Raw genomic sequence first — 15080 nt, forward strand, 5'->3', positions numbered from 1 at the left:
GAAACGATGCAACCACAGGGGAACTCAATGACGAACGCTCCAGTAATGCTTAACGACAATGGTGCCTGGTGCTGGTTCCAGGATGAACGGGCGCTGATCGATCCCGTGAACAACACCCTGCTGGTGGGCTCCGTCGCCGCACCCGAGGGGCCGGGCGGCGAACACCGCTGCGGCAACATCGAAGTGGCGGTCCTGGACCTGGCCACGGGTGTCAGCCAAGTCCACGTCCTCCACGAGCAGCTCGAATCGGACGACCACAACGCGCCGGCGCTGCTGATCCGTCCGGACGGGCGCTACCTGGCGATGTACGCCAAGCACAAGACGGACAATTACTCCCGCTGGCGCGTTTCAGTCCGGCCGCATGACGCCAGCGAGTGGGAGCCCGAACAGGCCTTCGACTGGACCGAACTCGCAGGCGGCCGCGGCGCCACCTATTCCAACCTGCACCGCCTCGCCAACGAGTCACGGACCTACAACTTCGTCCGTGCCATCAACGATGACCCCACCCTGATGGTTTCCGACGACGACGGCGCCACCTGGAGCTATGGCGGAAAGCTCTTTACCCGTCCCAAGGTGGGCTACGTCAACGGCTACACCCGGTACTGCTCCAACGGCACGGACCGGATCGACCTCATCTCCACCGACCACCACCCACGGGACTACAACAACAGCATCTACCACGGCTATGTCCAGGGGGATGCCCTGCACGATGCGGCCGGGCAGGTCATCAGCAAGCCCGTGATCGGGTCCGCCGGCGTCAGCCAGGTTGGGTTGACCACCATCTTCGAGGCAGGCACCGAGCTCGACGGCGATGTCCTCACCCACGGATGGACCGCCGACCTGCGAAGGCAGGAAGGCCAGCTTGCCGCGATCATCACCTGCCGCGCCAACGACGTCAACGGTGTGCTGAAGCGGGAGCAACGCCTCGACGTCGACGATCACCGCCTGCTGTACGCACGCTTTGACGGCTCGGCCTGGAGCCTCCACCCGCTCGCCGTCGCGGGGCCCGCCCTGCTCCCGCACGAACAGGACTACACCGGGCTGGGTGCCGTGGATCCTCACGACCTTGACCACGTTTACATCTCCGCGCCGGTGGATCCGCGCTCCGGAGGCCCGACGGACCACTACGAGATTTATTCGGGACGGACGTCCGACGGCGGCGCGAGCTGGGACTGGGAGGCCGTCACCTCCGATTCTGAAGTGGACAACCTGCGCCCCCTGGTGGTCCCGGGGGACGCAGGCGTGCATGCCCTCTGCTGGTTCCGGGGCTCAATGCGGTCATCCCAGTCGTACAACACGGAGATCGTCGCCGTCGTCACGGAGAACAGGGGAGCTGAGGCCCGGTAGGCGCCTACTGCCGGGCGGTCAGTGCGGCGAAGACAGCCGGGAGCAGGACGTCGTTCCTGCCCCACACGGGGTCCAGGATCTCCACGTACCAGGAGTCGGCCAGCAGCAATGCCAAGCTTTCGTTGCTTTCCTCCGCCCAGTCCCGGATCTGATCCTCGGTGACCGGATTCTCACTGGAACCCAACACTGTCACTACCTCGCCGCCGTCGAGCGTTACCGCTATGGACGCACTGCTGGACTCACCGGGGGCGTGGGCCACGGTGACGAGGTCGGACCGGGTGGACAGAGCCAGCAGGTCGGCAGCGGTTTCGGCGCTGCAGAATCCTGTGACGTACTGGCGCTGCGCGCTTTCTCCGGCCTGCAGGCCGGGCTGGGACTCCTTGGTGAAGAGACCACTTCTGTTAAGAGCTGCCAGTTCGACGGCGATGGGTTCAGTTTCGTCGTCATAGCGGACCGTGAAGGTAGCCGCCTGGTACTCACTTTTCCCTTCGAGCCAGCGCGCCGTCAGTTCCCCGGCGGCGTCAAGAGTGGTGGCCTGCCGCCAGGCACCCTTGTCCTCCAGGTTCCTGCCGAACTGGTCACGGACTTCCGCTTCTGTGGGTTCCATCCTCGGATGCTACCGGCGTCTTGTGGCTGCATTCCAGCCACAACGACACAGCACTTAACCTCGGACCTGTGGGCGGGGATTTACAACTGACCCACCGGAGGGGTCAGGGTGAAGCTTGATGCCTCGTCGCCGAAGTCATCGCTGATCGCGATGGTGGTCGGTCCGTTCTTGATGTCAAATGCAATCACTCCGCTGTGGACCTGGCCAGCCGGGCTGTCCATCTCGCTCGGCAGGGCACCCTCCTCCAGATATATGCCCTCGCCCTCGTTACCGTCCGCACCGTAGGCCTCAAAGTTGGCAGGGCTGGGGGAGCTCATTCCAGTGAGCGTCTCCCAAGACACTTCCACCAGAAGGAACCCGCCGTTGTTCGGAGTCATGTAGGACATGGACGGAATCTCTGTGACATAGAGGGAATCTATGACGGTGACCTTTGCTGTATTGCCCTCGGACACAGTAACCACGAAGGAGTTGGCGTCACCGGAAAGCGGTGCGGGTGCGGCTTCGGTGGCAGCGGTATCCTCCGCAGCGGCCGACTGCGTGGCCGGCGACTTCTGAAGCTGCTCCATCATTGCTGCGGTGGACGCAATGGCAACGAGCCCATACAGGATTCCCACGACCAGCCCGATGAGCCACACGACGCCCGTGACGATCCATGCCGTCTTCTTGCTCTCCGTGTACCCCTCCAGCGGTCGGCCGTCTTTGTCCCTGGCATTGCCGGTCAACGTGATGATCAGGTCAACGATGGACCAGATGCCGAGTCCGCCGGCGGTCAGCAGCTTGGCAATGCCGGTGCCGATCTTGCCCAGGTAAAAGCGGTCCACACCCAGGCTGCCGAGGAGGAGAGACAGGATCCAGGTGGTCATGAAGGACTTGCCCGGACCATTGGTGTAGGGAACGTAGCCGTAAGGGCCTGAACCTGGTCCCACCTGGTACCCGCCCTGCGGTGCTCCCTGGTACTGCCCTCCAAAACTGGACGGTGCGTTCGGGATCGGCGCGTTCGGGATCGGCGGAGCTCCTGCTCCGGTGTCATTCTGGGGCGAGTGGGGGTAAGGGGGGTGACTCATGTTTGCTGGATCCCGTTTCTGTTTGGCCGATGGCGCTCACAGCACGGGGATCCACGATCGGCTGCCCCCAGTACCGATGATGCTTTGAAAATTCTAGACGACGGCCTGCGGTCCCCGCGCATGGTGACCTTAGGTATCCCGTCTACACGGAGTGACCGTTTCGTCGAGTAGCGCCACCAAGGCGCTACTCCTTATTCCTTAATCCGCGTTCCTACCCTCTGCGAGCCACACCGTGTCGCCCTCAACCCGGTCCAGCTCATCCGCGGCGAAGTAGGCGTGACCGGCCAGGAAACCGGACCTGTCGACTTTCACATAGCCAATCCGCAGCAGCCTCTCTGCGGCATGCCGGGGCAACTTGGAGGACACAGCAAAGCCATCGATCACGCTGTTGACGAGGCCTCCTGTTTCAGGGTCTGTCTGGCCATCCGAGGTCACTGCCTCCGGATCACCCATTTTCAGGTCCTCGACCTTGCCGATCTTCTTCCCATCCGACGCTACGACGTGCATTCCTTCACGCACCTGCTCGATGACCGCCATGACCTTCTCCTTTTGTGCACGCAACCGCTGAGTGCAAGACCAGTTTAAACCTGACGTGTGGCCAGCAATAGGGGCAGGCGAGCAGCATGTGAATGGTGTTGCGGATGGCGCCCACCCACTCCTGGAAGGGGATGTTTCCGGCGCCGGTCCAGACGTTCCGCCAAACCGACTGGTCCGGGACTTCACCAGGAGTTACGTGCAGCCCATCGCAGACGTGGATAGCTGCTAGCGATCAAGAGTGCCTTGCTTTTGACTGCTTCCTGAACCGATTTGACCATCTCAATCGACCGTCCAAAACCCGAGGGCCATGGGGTCGGAGATGACCCATTCTTTGCTTCCGGACCTTGCTCTTGCGGCCGGCAAGATCCCCGGCATCTCAAGGGCCTGCGGCGCGGAAGCGGTCATCCGAGCACCATCCTGGAAAGTTTGGACGAGCCTCTCCCCGAAGGGTTGGGAAGAGCTACTCACGCCGCGGACCCCCGCGGAACGCGAACAACCCGACACCTCAGACGCCGCCTGGGAGACCTGAGGAGGGGCAAAGCGTGTGGATGTCGTCGTCGGGGCCATGCCGCCGGACCTGCGGGGACTTCAGCTTCCTCGATATGAACCGGGAAGCCAGCGAGTTGGCAGCGATCATGCCCTCATCCCCGGCTGAGTTGCAGCAGACACAGGTCTGGCTGGCTACGTCTTTATTGATGACTTCTGCTGCTCGGCCATGATTCACCCCAAATGGATCGAAAATTCCAAGGTGTTCCTGTCCAACCTAATGCGGACGGAGACAGGTTTTGCGTTCACGGCCAAGGGGGGTCGGTGGTCCGACCCCCTTGGCAGCCGATTCTGTCTCTGCGTCACTTTGCTGCGGCGGGCGCATTCTCGGCGAGGCGCTTGTTGAGCCGGTCGACCTCATCCAAGACTTCCGTTGCAGCCCAGGCCCGGTGGCGCTGGGATGTCCCGACCAAGCTGATGACTCCGGCCTTGGTGAGCCGTTCCAGGGCGCCGTACACGGACTTCTCAGCAACGCCGGCAGCGTAGGCGGCGCTGTGGGCCTCAAACACAGGCCGCTCGAGCAGCCAGGGGATGATCTTCTCGTCGGCAGACCCCTTTCGGGGTTTCGCCATCTCCATCCACTGTGCAGGCAGGGCATCCAAGGCTGATACGGATTCACGTGCCGCATCCGAAGCGTGGAGAGCCGATTGAGCCAGGTACAGGACCAAAGGGTCAACATCGCCGGTCCGGTAGTTGTTGACCAGGCTGAAGTACATGTCGACGTTGGCGACCATCGCCGAGGCAATGGGTGTGACGGTGTTCTTGGTGAGTCCGCGGCGACGGGAGATCGCTCCGATTAAAGCACGCCCGATGCGTCCATTGCCGTCTGTGAAGGGGTGAATGGACTCAAACTGGGCGTGAGCGATGGCGGCCTGAGCCATGATCGGGATGTCCTTGCGGTTGCAGAAGACCATCAGGTCCGCCATCAGGTCCGGAACTAGCTCCGGCGGGGGTGGGACGTGTATAGCTCCGCGAGGCGAGTAATCGCTGCCACCGATCCAGTTCTGAACATCCCGCACCTTCCCGGCGTGCGGGCCGTCGACCGGATCGTCCTTCATTAGGGTGTGGTGAGCCGCGAGCAGGTCCTTCAACAGGATCTCGCCGGTGTGGCCCGCGGCGTTGATCATTGCCTGCACCGCGTCAGCAGCAGCAACCATGGATCGCGCGTTGGCACTGGCTTTCAGCCCGACCATGGCGCGTGCATAGTCCTCGCGGTTGGCGTTGACGTGCTCGATCTTGGAAGACGATACTGCTTCACTGCGCAGCAGGAAGCCGCTGATAGCGGCCATACGGGAGCTCGCTGTGACATCCAGGGAGGCAACCGCTACGGCCGCCTCTTCAAGGGCAACTATGGTTTCGCGGCTGGGGGAGTACCAGAGGTCGGAGATCTGGGGCGGCAGGGAGACGACCACTTCCGTGAAATCGCGGTCCTCACGGGGTGGCCGGCCCGAGGATTTCCATGGCATGGTTTTGCTTCCATGCGCTGGCCAGAAATCGGTCATCGGTTCTCCTAAGTCTGAATAAGAGCGAGCTTATTCCTATTTTCGGGCCAAAGTACGAATAACGGCGTCATTGGTCATGGTTTGTGACGATCCAGTGGGGTGCAGCGCTCGGCGGCCACCGCCGACACACTCCGGCGCTTCTCGTCGTCATCACGGTGGTGATGGTCGCGGCGGCGGTGAGGGTCGCCGTGGTAAAGACCTCGGCGAAACGTTCCGGTATGAGGGTCTTTGTGCGCCCTTTGTAGGCCCCGCGCTGTTTCTCGTGGGCAATGCCTGCCCGCTTGCATTCTCTGATGAGGGAGCGTTCGAATTTCGGCGAAGGCGCCCATGACGGATAGACCTGCAAAACCCCGAATTAGTCACGGAACGGGAGTTCTCGCAGCTACTTCTACTCCCGTGGTTTTAGTGCCGATAACCCACGTTACGTAAAGAAACGCGTCGGCACCCGGGACGCTACCCCCGACTACAACACGGTTTGTGCCATATTTATCCCGTGCTTCCCATTTCCGAAATCTGGCGAATCAGCAGGACCGTGGATGAAAGCTGGCGCAGCCCGGTAGCCGATTCCGTTGCAGCGGCCTGGGGCTTGCCGCCGGGCTCCGCCCGGTGGCTGCGGTCGAGTGCCACCCACGTCTTCGTCATCCCGGCCCCGGACGGCAACCAGCCGCCTGCCTATCTGCGATTTGCCCGGGAAGGGTCCACTGCCGCAGCGAAACTGGCCAACTCTGTGCCGCTGCTGGCTGGCTGGGCCGGCCAGGGGCTGGGTGCCGTGGCGCCGATCCCGAGCAACAACGGCCAGCTTTCTGAAGCCGTCGAGACCCCGGACGGCCGGGTCGTTGCGATGCTTGTGCCCGCGGCCGAGGGGGCGGAATTTGCCGTCGAGGACCTTTCCGCCGGGCACGCAGTCAAGTGGGGAGCAGCGCTGGCCGATCTTCACTCCGGCGGAAATGGAGCTCCGGAGCCGGCACCACCCAGGGTGGACACGCTGCCAGTTCAGGAACAATCGGACGGGACGCTCCCGGGAGGGTTAGCTAAGGATCCATTGAGATGCGCCATCCGGTCCGTCGAGGACGAAATCGCAAAACTTGACCCGGACCAGTACTCGCGCGGCATCTGCCACGGTGACTTTGAATTGGACAACATCCGGTTCGGTCCCGGGGGAGTAGCGTTCTTCGACGCCGATGAGGCTCACCACGGCTGGTTCGCCGCCGACGTCGCACTTGCCGTCCGGGACCTGACGGGAACCACCCTGGGCTCCAGGGAACGGCCTGAGTTGTTGGCAGCATTCCTGGCGGGTTACCGCAGCCGGCGAGCCTTCACGCCAGCCGAGGAGGCCAGCTTGCCCCTGCACTCGCTGGCCGCATCCGCTCGCATGATCGGGCAACTGGAGGGCGTCTTGGATGCGGGCGATGGTGAGCGGCCCGATTGGGTCCGGGAACTGGACGCTTCACTGCGGGAACATCAACGCTGGCATCGGGACCGCCTCCTGCGGAACCGGATCTGACCAGTCAGGCAATCATTCAGCGGGCGCCGGAATTCCCGCCGCTTTTTCGGCCTCGGTCAAGGCCAGGCGAAGGCGCGCTACGGCGGGTGCATACCCCTGATGCGGGACGGCCCGTAGCTGCTCGGCTTCCCGCATTGCCCTGATCACTGCCGCGGTTTCGGGCTGCCGGACGTCGGTCATGGCCGGGTAATCGATGCAATAGGCCGGATCCAGCTCATACCGGCTCCACCGTGCCAGTAGAGTGCTGTGTTCAGCCTGCGCTGCCGTGTAAAGCGGCTGCTCCTGCCGGCGCTGGCGCCGAGTAGTCTGCCACGCCATGATTCGAGGATGGCTCCGGTAGGCCGCCACCCCCGTTGCTCCGCCCACAGCGGCCAGCACGATCCCTGCCCACGGCGAGGCCAGTGTGGGAATGAGGATCGCGGGGACCGCCACTGCCGAGCCCATAAATACGTCCCAGAACAAGGTGTCGGAGGCGCGGCCGGCCGGCTCAGAGTGCAGGCGCACGGCAAAAACCGTCGCCGCCACCGCGCACGCCAGCACAGCTCCCCAGAACAACAGCTGCCAGGTTCCCGAAAGGACGGATTCTAATAAGGCGGGCACCGCGGCACCTCCCAGCGTCAGGCCCGGCCCAGGACTCCGGGATCCTTCTTCCATTGCAACCCCTGCGGGCAGCCGGGTCAATGGGTAGGGCGCGGGCAGTGCTGCGGGCTGGCGGAGCTCCCGGATCGAACCTACTCAGCGGCGGCGCCGCCGCGTAGCGTAGGACCATGCGACTCAAAATGTGCAGCATCCACGTCAAGGACCCCGCCGCCGCCCACACGTTCTACACGGAAACCCTGGGTTTCGAGACCCTGATGGCCATGCCCGAACACAACCTGTTCATCATCAAGGACCCAGGCTCCGACGCCGGGTCGGTGGGACTCCTGCTGGAGCCCAGTGACAACCCCATCGGGGCGGACTACATGAACGCCGTGCACGACGCCGGGCTGCCGGCCATCGTCCTGGGCGTCCCCGATGTGCAGGCGGAGTACAACCGTCTGGTCGCCGCTGGCGTCACCTTCCAGGGTCAACCGTCCGAGGACCCCTCCGGCATCAGCGCAGTGTTCGACGACGGCTGCGGAAACTTCGTGCAGCTGCACCAGGACTGACGCCTGCCTAGCCCACCTCCGGACACAACAGAGGCTTGTTCGCGGATCCGAACCACGAAGGTCCGGATCCGCGAACAAGCCTCGGATGCGCGGGGCGAAACGGACTACTCGGCCTTGGCGCGTGCCTTTTTGGCGTCCTTCTTGGCTGCCTCGTCCTTGACCCGCTGGGCTTCGGCGCGGACGGCCGCGTGCGTGGCGCGCTCGGTGACCAGCCACGCCGGGGGCGCCTGAAGCAGCGCGGTGATTTCCGCCGTCGTGAGCGCTTCCTCCACACCGCCGCGGGCCAGGCCGCTGATGGAAACGTTCAGCTTCTGGGCCACCACGGGGCGCGGGTGCGGCCCGTTGCGCCGGAGTTCGGCGAGCCATTCCGGCGGGTTGGCCTGGAGCTCGGCGAAATCGGCGCGGGTGATGGTCGAATCCTGGAACTCCTGCGGTGTTGCGGGCAGGTAGATGCCAAGCTTCTTGGCAACGGTGGCCGGCTTCATGGACTGGGAGTTTGCAGAGGTCATGCTTCAAGGGTATCCGGGCGGGCGGTACTGTGAAGACGTGCCCGCTGACAATGAATCCCCGAAGAACGCCGCGCCCTCCGATAACAGCCCCGCTGACTCGCCGGAGGAAGAGGCGCCGCGGGTGCTGCGCTTCGCCTACGTGGCCGGCGTGACGCCGGGCAAGTGGATCCGCCGCTGGGAAGAGCGTGTGCTGGATATCCCGCTGCAGTCTTTTATGTCCGACGACGGCGCGCAGCTGGAAGTGCTGCGTGACGGTTCCGCGGACCTCAGCTTCGTCCGGCTCCCCGTGGACCGCGAAGGCCTCAGCGTGATTCCCCTGTATGAGGAGCAGCCCGTAGTGGTCGCCCCCAAGGGACACGAGATCTCGGTGTTTGAGGAAGTGGCGCTGGCGGACCTGGCCGAAGAGACGTTCCTGGACGTGGCCGAACTAGGCGGAGCGGAAATGGCCATGCAGGTGGTGGCCTCCGGGGCGGGCCTGGTCATTCTGCCAATGTCCGTGGCGCGCCACTTCAACGTCAAGGACACCGTTGCCCGGCGCCTGACTGGTGCGCCCGCCACGGAGATCGCCGTGGCCTGGCCCAGCGAATCCACGGACGAGATCATTGAAGAGTTCATAGGGATTGTCCGTGGCCGGACGGCGCAGAGTTCGCGGCAGCCTTCAGCCCAGCAGGAAAAGCCTAAGCGGGAACCGAAGCCGGACCGGCGGGGACCTGCGGTCAAGAAGCCCAAGGTGGCGCAGCGGTATGCCCCGAATCCGGACAAGGGCCGGGGCAAGGGCTCCCGGAAAAAGGGCAAGCGTTAGAGTTCCAGAGCCCCAACCAGCGCATAATCGGCCACCGGCCAATGGAGAATAATAAGCATACTTGCAATTCACATGGTAAGCATGCTTATTGTGGAGGCGGAAGCGGTGCACCAGAAGAGGTGCCACCACGCCCAATCCGCCATCCACAGGAGGCCGCGGTCGATGAGCAGCAATCTTGATCCAGATGCCCGGAACAGCTACCGCCTGCTGACACTGGCCGCGCGAATGGTCCAGCGGCGGCAGGACGATGCCCTTGCGCCGCTGGGCCTGACCCGCGCCGCCGTCATCGCCCTCGAGGGTCTTTCGGCTGGGCCGCTCAACCAGGAACAGTTGGCAGCCGCGGTACATGTGCAGAGCCAGACCTTGGGCCGGGTCCTGCTCCGGCTGGAGGGGACGGGCCACATCACGCGGACGCGGCAGACCGTTGACCGCAGGCAATTCAAGGTTGAACTCACCGAAGTTGGCGCCGCCGCCCTGGCTGCGGCAGCGCAGGCTGAGATCCGCGCTTATCCCCAGGACCCGGCCATCGGGTGGAAAGTCCTCCGGGAGGAACTTGCCAAGCTGGTTGGTTCCCTTCCGAGTCCGGACCCGGATTCCGCCGTCGTGCGGTTCCCTGAGCCGGAGGACCGGCATCCCCGCAGCGCGGGAGACCATGCCGCCAAGCTCCATGGGGTGGATAGTCCGAATGTCGAGCATCGGCGCGGGTGAGCCGTGCTGAAGCTCTCGGGAGGGCCCCGGCCATGAGCGCGGCCGGTTCGGCGGGTGGGGGACCTGCAGCTAGGCCGGGCAGGCTTCCTTCAATGCTGTAACCGACTCGGCCGGAACTTGGTCTCCGGCTTGGGCGATCTGGCCCAGCGGGGTTGTGATGTCTGAGGGGACGCCGGCTGTTTCGGCGGCGGCCACCAGCCCGCCAAGTACTGCCTTGTCCTCCACGCTGACCAGGCCATCCTGGATCACGGCGCAGATTTGCCTGGTGACCTCATCCGCCGCGGCGGTGGCCACCTTCGAGGCGGCGTCGCTGGCGGCTGTTTCGGCGGCCTCCTGCACCGATCCGCAGCCGGCGAGGACAAGCATCAGGGGGACGGCGGACAGGGCGGCAAGGCAGCGTTTCATTCCTTCAGCCTAGCGGCCCAGAAAAATTCGTCCGATTCAATATCGTTGGATTGTTGAACAATCCGAGGATTTAGGGCATTCTTGGTAGAGCACACCCATGAGATGAGGATCACAATGGCAAGCATCGACCTGAACAGTGACGTAGGTGAATCGTTCGGACGCTGGACGCTCGGCGATGACTCGGCCATGTTCCGCTCTGTCAGCAGCGCGAACGTGGCGTGCGGCTTCCATGCCGGCGATCCCAGTGTGATCAGGGCAACGTGCCGCAAGGCCGCGGCCGCGAACGTGGTCATCGGCGCGCATGTGGGCTACCGGGACCTTGCCGGCTTCGGCCGCCGCTTCCTGGACATCAGCCCCGGCGAACTGGCGGACGACGTCGTCTACCAGCTTGGCGCGCTGCAGGCGCTGGCCGCTGCGGAAGGCGCCCAGGTCCGGTACGTCAAGCCCCACGGCGGCCTGTACAACGCCATCGTCCATCACACCGCTCAGGCGCAGGCAGTGGTGGACGCCGTGAAGTCCGTGGACCCGGGACTTCCCATTCTTGGCCTTCCGGGCTCCGAGGTGCTCCGGCTCGCCGAAGCCGCCGGGCTGCGGCCGGTCACTGAAGCTTTCGCGGACCGGGCCTACAACCCCGACGGCACCCTGGTTTCCCGCACCCTGCCCGGCGCCGTGCTGGAGGACCCAGCGCAGGTGGCCGAGCACGTGCTCCGGATGGCCACCGAATCATCCGTCCGCACCGTCGACGGGTCCGTCCTGAAGATCCACGCCGAAAGCATCTGCGTCCACGGCGACTCCCCCGGCGCCGTGGAGATGGCCATCGCGGTCAAAGACGCGCTTGCCGCCGCCGGTGTCACGATCTCGGCCTTCGCCGGAGCGGCCGCGTGATTCCGATGGAAACAGTCAGCAAAACCAGCGCGGCAGCCCGTGTCCTCGCCGTCCGGCCGGTAGGCACGACGGCGGTTCTCGCCGAACTCTCCGGGCTCCATGACGTGCTGGCCCTGCAGGCACTGCTCCTGGAAGAGCCGCTGCCCGGCCAGGTGGATGTCCTGGCCGCCGCCGAAACCGTGATGGTCAAGGCGGACTCGCCCGCGGCCGCACGCCGGATGCCCAGCCTGCTGCTGGGCATGGACCTGACGGTCCAATCCCACGCCGAAGGCAAGCTGGTGCAGATCGATACCGTGTACGACGGCGAGGACCTCGCCGAAGTAGCGCGGCTCACCGGCATCAGCGCCCACGGCGTCATCGCCGCCCACACCGGACAGATCTGGACCGTGGCCTTTGGTGGCTTCGCCCCGGGCTTTGGCTACATGGTGGGGGAGAACCAGGTCCTTGAAGTTCCACGCCGGAGTTCGCCCCGGACCGCGGTCCCGGCAGGCTCGGTGGCCCTGGCGGGCAACTACTCCGCCGTATACCCGCGGAAGTCCCCGGGTGGCTGGCAACTAATCGGCCGGACCGCGGCGCACATGTGGGACCTCAGCCGCGAGCAGCCGGCCTTGGCCGCGCCAGGCGACCGCGTGCAGTTCCGGGCGGTGCGGGAGCTCGTTGAGATTGCCCCTCAGTCAACTGCTTCCGACGCCGCTCGCCGCGAAAACGCCACCACGAACGCCACTGGAACCCAGTCCGGCCTGCGGATCCTGTCACCGGGACTCCAAAGCCTCATCCAGGACCTTGGCCGTCCCGGCCACGCCGGCCTGGGCGTGTCCTCCGCCGGAGCCCTGGACCGCTCTTCCCTGCGCCGCGCCAACCGGATCGTGGGCAACCAGCCGTCAGCCGCCGTCGTCGAATCCGTTGCGGGCGGGCTGCGCGTGCAGGCGGTGGGGGACCAGGTCCTGGCAGTCACCGGCGCGCCGTCGGCACTGACTGTTGTGACGCCGTCGTCCGCTTCCGGCGAAGCCGCACCGGAAGATGATCAACCGGAGCAGGTTCGCACCGTGCCCATGGCCACGGCATTTGCCCTGCTGGACGGCGAGATCCTGACCATCGGGGCGCCGGAGCGCGGCTTCCGCACCTACCTCGCTATCCGCGGCGGGGCGCTGGCCGACGCCGTGCTCGGAAGCCGGTCCACGGACACCATGTCCGGGATCGGGCCTGCGCCGCTGGCCGCCGGGCAGCTGCTGGGCGCGGGCGCTGCCACATCCTCCAACGTGGTGGGCAACCCCGAACTGCAGCCTGATTTCCCGGATACCGGCGTCACAGTCCTGGACATCGTCCCCGGCCCGCGCGATGACTGGTTCGACGACGCCGCGCTGGAATCGCTCTGCAGCCAGGACTGGGCCGTAACGCCCCGCTCCAACCGGGTGGGCATGCGCCTGGACGGCCAGCCGCTGAACCGGAGCCGGGATGGTGAACTGCCCAGCGAAGGAACCATGGCCGGCGCGCTCCAGATCCCGCCCGAAGGCCAGCCCGTACTTTTCTTGGCCGACCACCCCATCACGGGCGGCTACCCGGTGATCGGCGTGGTGGTGGACCACCAGCTTGACCTGGCCGCCCAGGTGCCGATCGGCGGCTCCATCCGCTTTCGCTGGGCTCCCGGCCATGGGCGTCCCACCAGCTATCCCTCTTCCAAAACTTCCCAGACAAAAGTGAGCAACTGATGCGCAAGGTCCTGATCGCCAACCGCGGAGAAATCGCCGTCCGCATTGCCCGCGCCTGCGAGGACGCAGGCCTGGAATCCGTAGCGGTGTACGCGGACGTGGACGCCGACGCCATGCACGTTGGCGCCGCCACCGAGGCCTACAGCCTGGGCGGCAACGCGCCGTCGGAAACCTACCTGGACATCCCCAAACTGTTACAGGCAGCCGCGGCTTCCGGTGCTGACGCCATCCATCCCGGCTACGGCTTCCTGTCCGAGAACGCTGGCTTTGCCCAGGCCGTTTTGGATGCTGGCCTGACTTGGATCGGCCCCACGCCGGAGGCCATCCGGCAGCTTGGCAACAAGATCACGGCGCGTGAGATCGCTGTCCGAGCCGGGGCTCCGCTGGTGGCCGGCAGCGACGGACCGGTGGCCACGGCCGCCGAGGCACGCGAGTTCGCCGAACAGCACGGCCTCCCCATCGCCATCAAGGCGGCCTTTGGGGGTGGCGGGCGCGGGCTGAAAGTGGTCCGGGAGCTGGACCAGATCGAGGAATCCTTCGACTCGGCAGTCCGCGAAGCTGTGGTGGCCTTCGGCCGCGGCGAGTGCTTTGTGGAGCGGTACCTGGACCGGCCCCGGCACGTGGAAGCGCAGGTCCTGGCGGACCAGCACGGCAACGTGGTGGTGGTGGGAACCCGCGACTGCTCGCTGCAGCGCCGGCACCAGAAACTCGTTGAAGAGGCGCCCGCGCCGTTCCTGACCGAAGCTCAGACCCGGCAAATTTACGACGCCGCCAAGGCAGTCTGCCGCGAAGCCTCCTACTCAGGGGCCGGAACGGTGGAATTCCTGGTTGCCGCAGACGGTACCGTCGCCTTCCTTGAGGTGAACACCCGCCTGCAGGTGGAGCACCCCATCACCGAGGAGACCACGGGAATCGACCTCGTCCAGGAGCAGCTCCGCATCGCCGCCGGCGAGCCGCTGCGTTTCGCTTCCGATCCCGCACCGCGCGGCCACTCCTTCGAATTCCGGCTCAACGCCGAGGACGTGGGCCGGGGCTTCCTCCCGTCACCCGGGACGATCACCAGCTTCAGCGGTCCCACCGGTCCGGGCATCCGGCTCGACTCCGGAGTCCGTTCCGGCTCCATCGTGGCGCCACAGTTCGATTCCCTGCTGGCCAAGCTGATCGTCACCGGCGCCGACCGCCAGCAGGCGCTCCGCCGTGCCCGCCGCGCCCTCGCAGAAATGCAGATCACGGGCGTTGCCACCGTCCTGCCGTTCCACCGCGCGGTGGTCCAGGCTCCGGACTTCACCTCCGAAACCGCCCTCGGCATCCACACCCGGTGGATCGAGACGGACTTCGCCGATTCGATCGCGGCGGATCCGGAGTTCGGCACGTCCGTTCCGGATGGTGAGCGGCGCACCATTACCGTCGACGTCGACGGCCGGCGCCTCGCCGTCGGCCTTCCCGCGGACCTGCTGGATGGCTGGGCGCGGTCCGGCGGGGCTGTGCCCGCCGGGGTTTCTGTTGCCTCCTCGCCGACGGCGGCCGACGGCGGTGCCGCCGCCACCTCTGGGGATCCGGGTGAGCTCCGCGCGGGCATGTCCGGCACGGTGGTGAAGTGGCTCGTGGAGCCTGGAGCCGAGGTTGCTGCTGGGGATCCCGTGGTGGTGCTCGAGGCCATGAAGATGGAAACCCAGGTCGCCGCGCACCGTGACGGTAAGGTCACCGACGTCAGGGCCAAGTCCGGCGGGGTTGTTATGGCCGGAGCCGTGCTTGCGCTGATCAGTTAACAGCTGGAGGTTTTGTCCAGGTACGGCTGGCTGGCGGT

The 15080-nt window shown here is 65.5% G+C and carries 16 protein-coding genes and 1 pseudogene; 8 read left to right on the plus strand and 9 right to left on the minus strand.

Going from position 1 to position 15080, the window contains the following annotated elements:
* Window positions 1–45: 45 nt before the first annotated feature.
* Window positions 46–1347, plus strand: a complete 1302-nt coding sequence (locus tag V9L18_RS00500) for a BNR-4 repeat-containing protein (protein WP_337345215.1) — start codon at window positions 46–48, stop codon at window positions 1345–1347.
* 4 nt (window positions 1348–1351) lie between these two features.
* Here the strand turns inward: V9L18_RS00500 and V9L18_RS00505 are convergent, their stop codons facing one another.
* From V9L18_RS00505 to V9L18_RS00530, 6 genes and pseudogenes are all read right to left on the minus strand, one after another.
* Window positions 1352–1954 (minus strand): DUF6919 domain-containing protein, encoded by a 603-nt coding sequence (locus tag V9L18_RS00505; RefSeq protein WP_337345216.1) that lies wholly within the window; start codon window positions 1952–1954, stop codon window positions 1352–1354.
* Between the two features lie 80 nt (window positions 1955–2034).
* Entirely contained in the window at window positions 2035–3018 is a 984-nt protein-coding gene (locus V9L18_RS00510; RefSeq protein ID WP_337345217.1) for a TM2 domain-containing protein, read from the minus strand.
* 198 nt (window positions 3019–3216) lie between these two features.
* Window positions 3217–3555, minus strand: coding sequence for a hypothetical protein (locus tag V9L18_RS00515; protein ID WP_337345218.1), 339 nt, complete (start codon window positions 3553–3555; stop codon window positions 3217–3219).
* A 505-nt stretch (window positions 3556–4060) separates the two neighbouring features.
* Entirely contained in the window at window positions 4061–4192 is a 132-nt protein-coding gene (locus V9L18_RS00520; protein ID WP_337345219.1) for a hypothetical protein, read from the minus strand.
* Between the two features lie 211 nt (window positions 4193–4403).
* A complete protein-coding gene (locus V9L18_RS00525) occupies window positions 4404–5567 on the minus strand; it encodes a Fic family protein (RefSeq protein WP_337345220.1) in 1164 nt (387 codons plus the stop codon).
* Window positions 5568–5801: 234 nt separating this feature from the next.
* Window positions 5802–5941, minus strand: a pseudogene (locus V9L18_RS00530) (recombinase family protein); the annotation flags it as partial.
* Between the two features lie 155 nt (window positions 5942–6096).
* On the opposite strand from V9L18_RS00530, the gene V9L18_RS00535 reads away from it, so the two are divergent.
* Entirely contained in the window at window positions 6097–7107 is a 1011-nt protein-coding gene (locus V9L18_RS00535; protein WP_337345221.1) for a phosphotransferase enzyme family protein, read from the plus strand.
* Window positions 7108–7119: 12 nt separating this feature from the next.
* Here V9L18_RS00535 and V9L18_RS00540 read toward each other — a convergent pair whose 3' ends face one another.
* The gene (locus V9L18_RS00540) at window positions 7120–7707 is read right to left on the minus strand and encodes a hypothetical protein (RefSeq protein ID WP_337345222.1); all 588 of its coding nucleotides are present in this window, start codon (window positions 7705–7707) and stop codon (window positions 7120–7122) included.
* Window positions 7708–7874: 167 nt separating this feature from the next.
* On the opposite strand from V9L18_RS00540, the gene V9L18_RS00545 reads away from it, so the two are divergent.
* Entirely contained in the window at window positions 7875–8255 is a 381-nt protein-coding gene (locus V9L18_RS00545; RefSeq protein ID WP_337345223.1) for a VOC family protein, read from the plus strand.
* A gap of 104 nt (window positions 8256–8359) precedes the next feature.
* On the opposite strand, the gene V9L18_RS00550 is transcribed toward V9L18_RS00545, so the two are convergent.
* A complete protein-coding gene (locus V9L18_RS00550) occupies window positions 8360–8764 on the minus strand; it encodes a DUF5997 family protein (RefSeq protein WP_337345224.1) in 405 nt (134 codons plus the stop codon).
* Here V9L18_RS00550 and V9L18_RS00555 point away from each other — a divergent pair.
* Both V9L18_RS00555 and V9L18_RS00560 read left to right on the plus strand, forming a co-directional pair.
* Window positions 8727–9566 carry a LysR family substrate-binding domain-containing protein gene (locus tag V9L18_RS00555; protein WP_443197918.1) on the plus strand — a complete coding sequence of 280 codons (840 nt, stop codon included), beginning with the start codon at window positions 8727–8729 and terminating at the stop codon, window positions 9564–9566. The genes V9L18_RS00550 and V9L18_RS00555 overlap by 38 nt on opposite strands.
* 162 nt (window positions 9567–9728) lie before the next feature.
* Window positions 9729–10274 (plus strand): MarR family winged helix-turn-helix transcriptional regulator, encoded by a 546-nt coding sequence (locus tag V9L18_RS00560; RefSeq protein WP_337345226.1) that lies wholly within the window; start codon window positions 9729–9731, stop codon window positions 10272–10274.
* Window positions 10275–10343: 69 nt separating this feature from the next.
* Here V9L18_RS00560 and V9L18_RS00565 read toward each other — a convergent pair whose 3' ends face one another.
* Complete coding sequence (locus tag V9L18_RS00565) at window positions 10344–10679, minus strand: hypothetical protein (protein WP_337345227.1); 336 nt, start codon at window positions 10677–10679, stop codon at window positions 10344–10346.
* A gap of 114 nt (window positions 10680–10793) precedes the next feature.
* On the opposite strand from V9L18_RS00565, the gene V9L18_RS00570 reads away from it, so the two are divergent.
* The 3 genes from V9L18_RS00570 to V9L18_RS00580 are packed head-to-tail and all read left to right on the plus strand — an operon-like array spanning window position 10794 to window position 15042.
* Window positions 10794–11564, plus strand: a complete 771-nt coding sequence (locus tag V9L18_RS00570; protein ID WP_337345228.1) for a LamB/YcsF family protein — start codon at window positions 10794–10796, stop codon at window positions 11562–11564.
* A 5-nt stretch (window positions 11565–11569) separates the two neighbouring features.
* Window positions 11570–13273: a 5-oxoprolinase/urea amidolyase family protein gene (locus V9L18_RS00575; RefSeq protein ID WP_337345606.1), complete on the plus strand. Its 1704-nt coding sequence runs from the start codon at window positions 11570–11572 to the stop codon at window positions 13271–13273.
* Complete coding sequence (locus V9L18_RS00580) at window positions 13273–15042, plus strand: acetyl/propionyl/methylcrotonyl-CoA carboxylase subunit alpha (RefSeq protein ID WP_337345229.1); 1770 nt, start codon at window positions 13273–13275, stop codon at window positions 15040–15042. The genes V9L18_RS00575 and V9L18_RS00580 overlap by 1 nt, the downstream gene beginning before the upstream one ends.
* Window positions 15043–15080 lie beyond the last annotated feature (38 nt).

This window comes from Pseudarthrobacter sp. CCNWLW217 (assembly GCF_037203985.1).
Classification (GTDB): Bacteria; Actinomycetota; Actinomycetes; order Actinomycetales; family Micrococcaceae; genus Arthrobacter.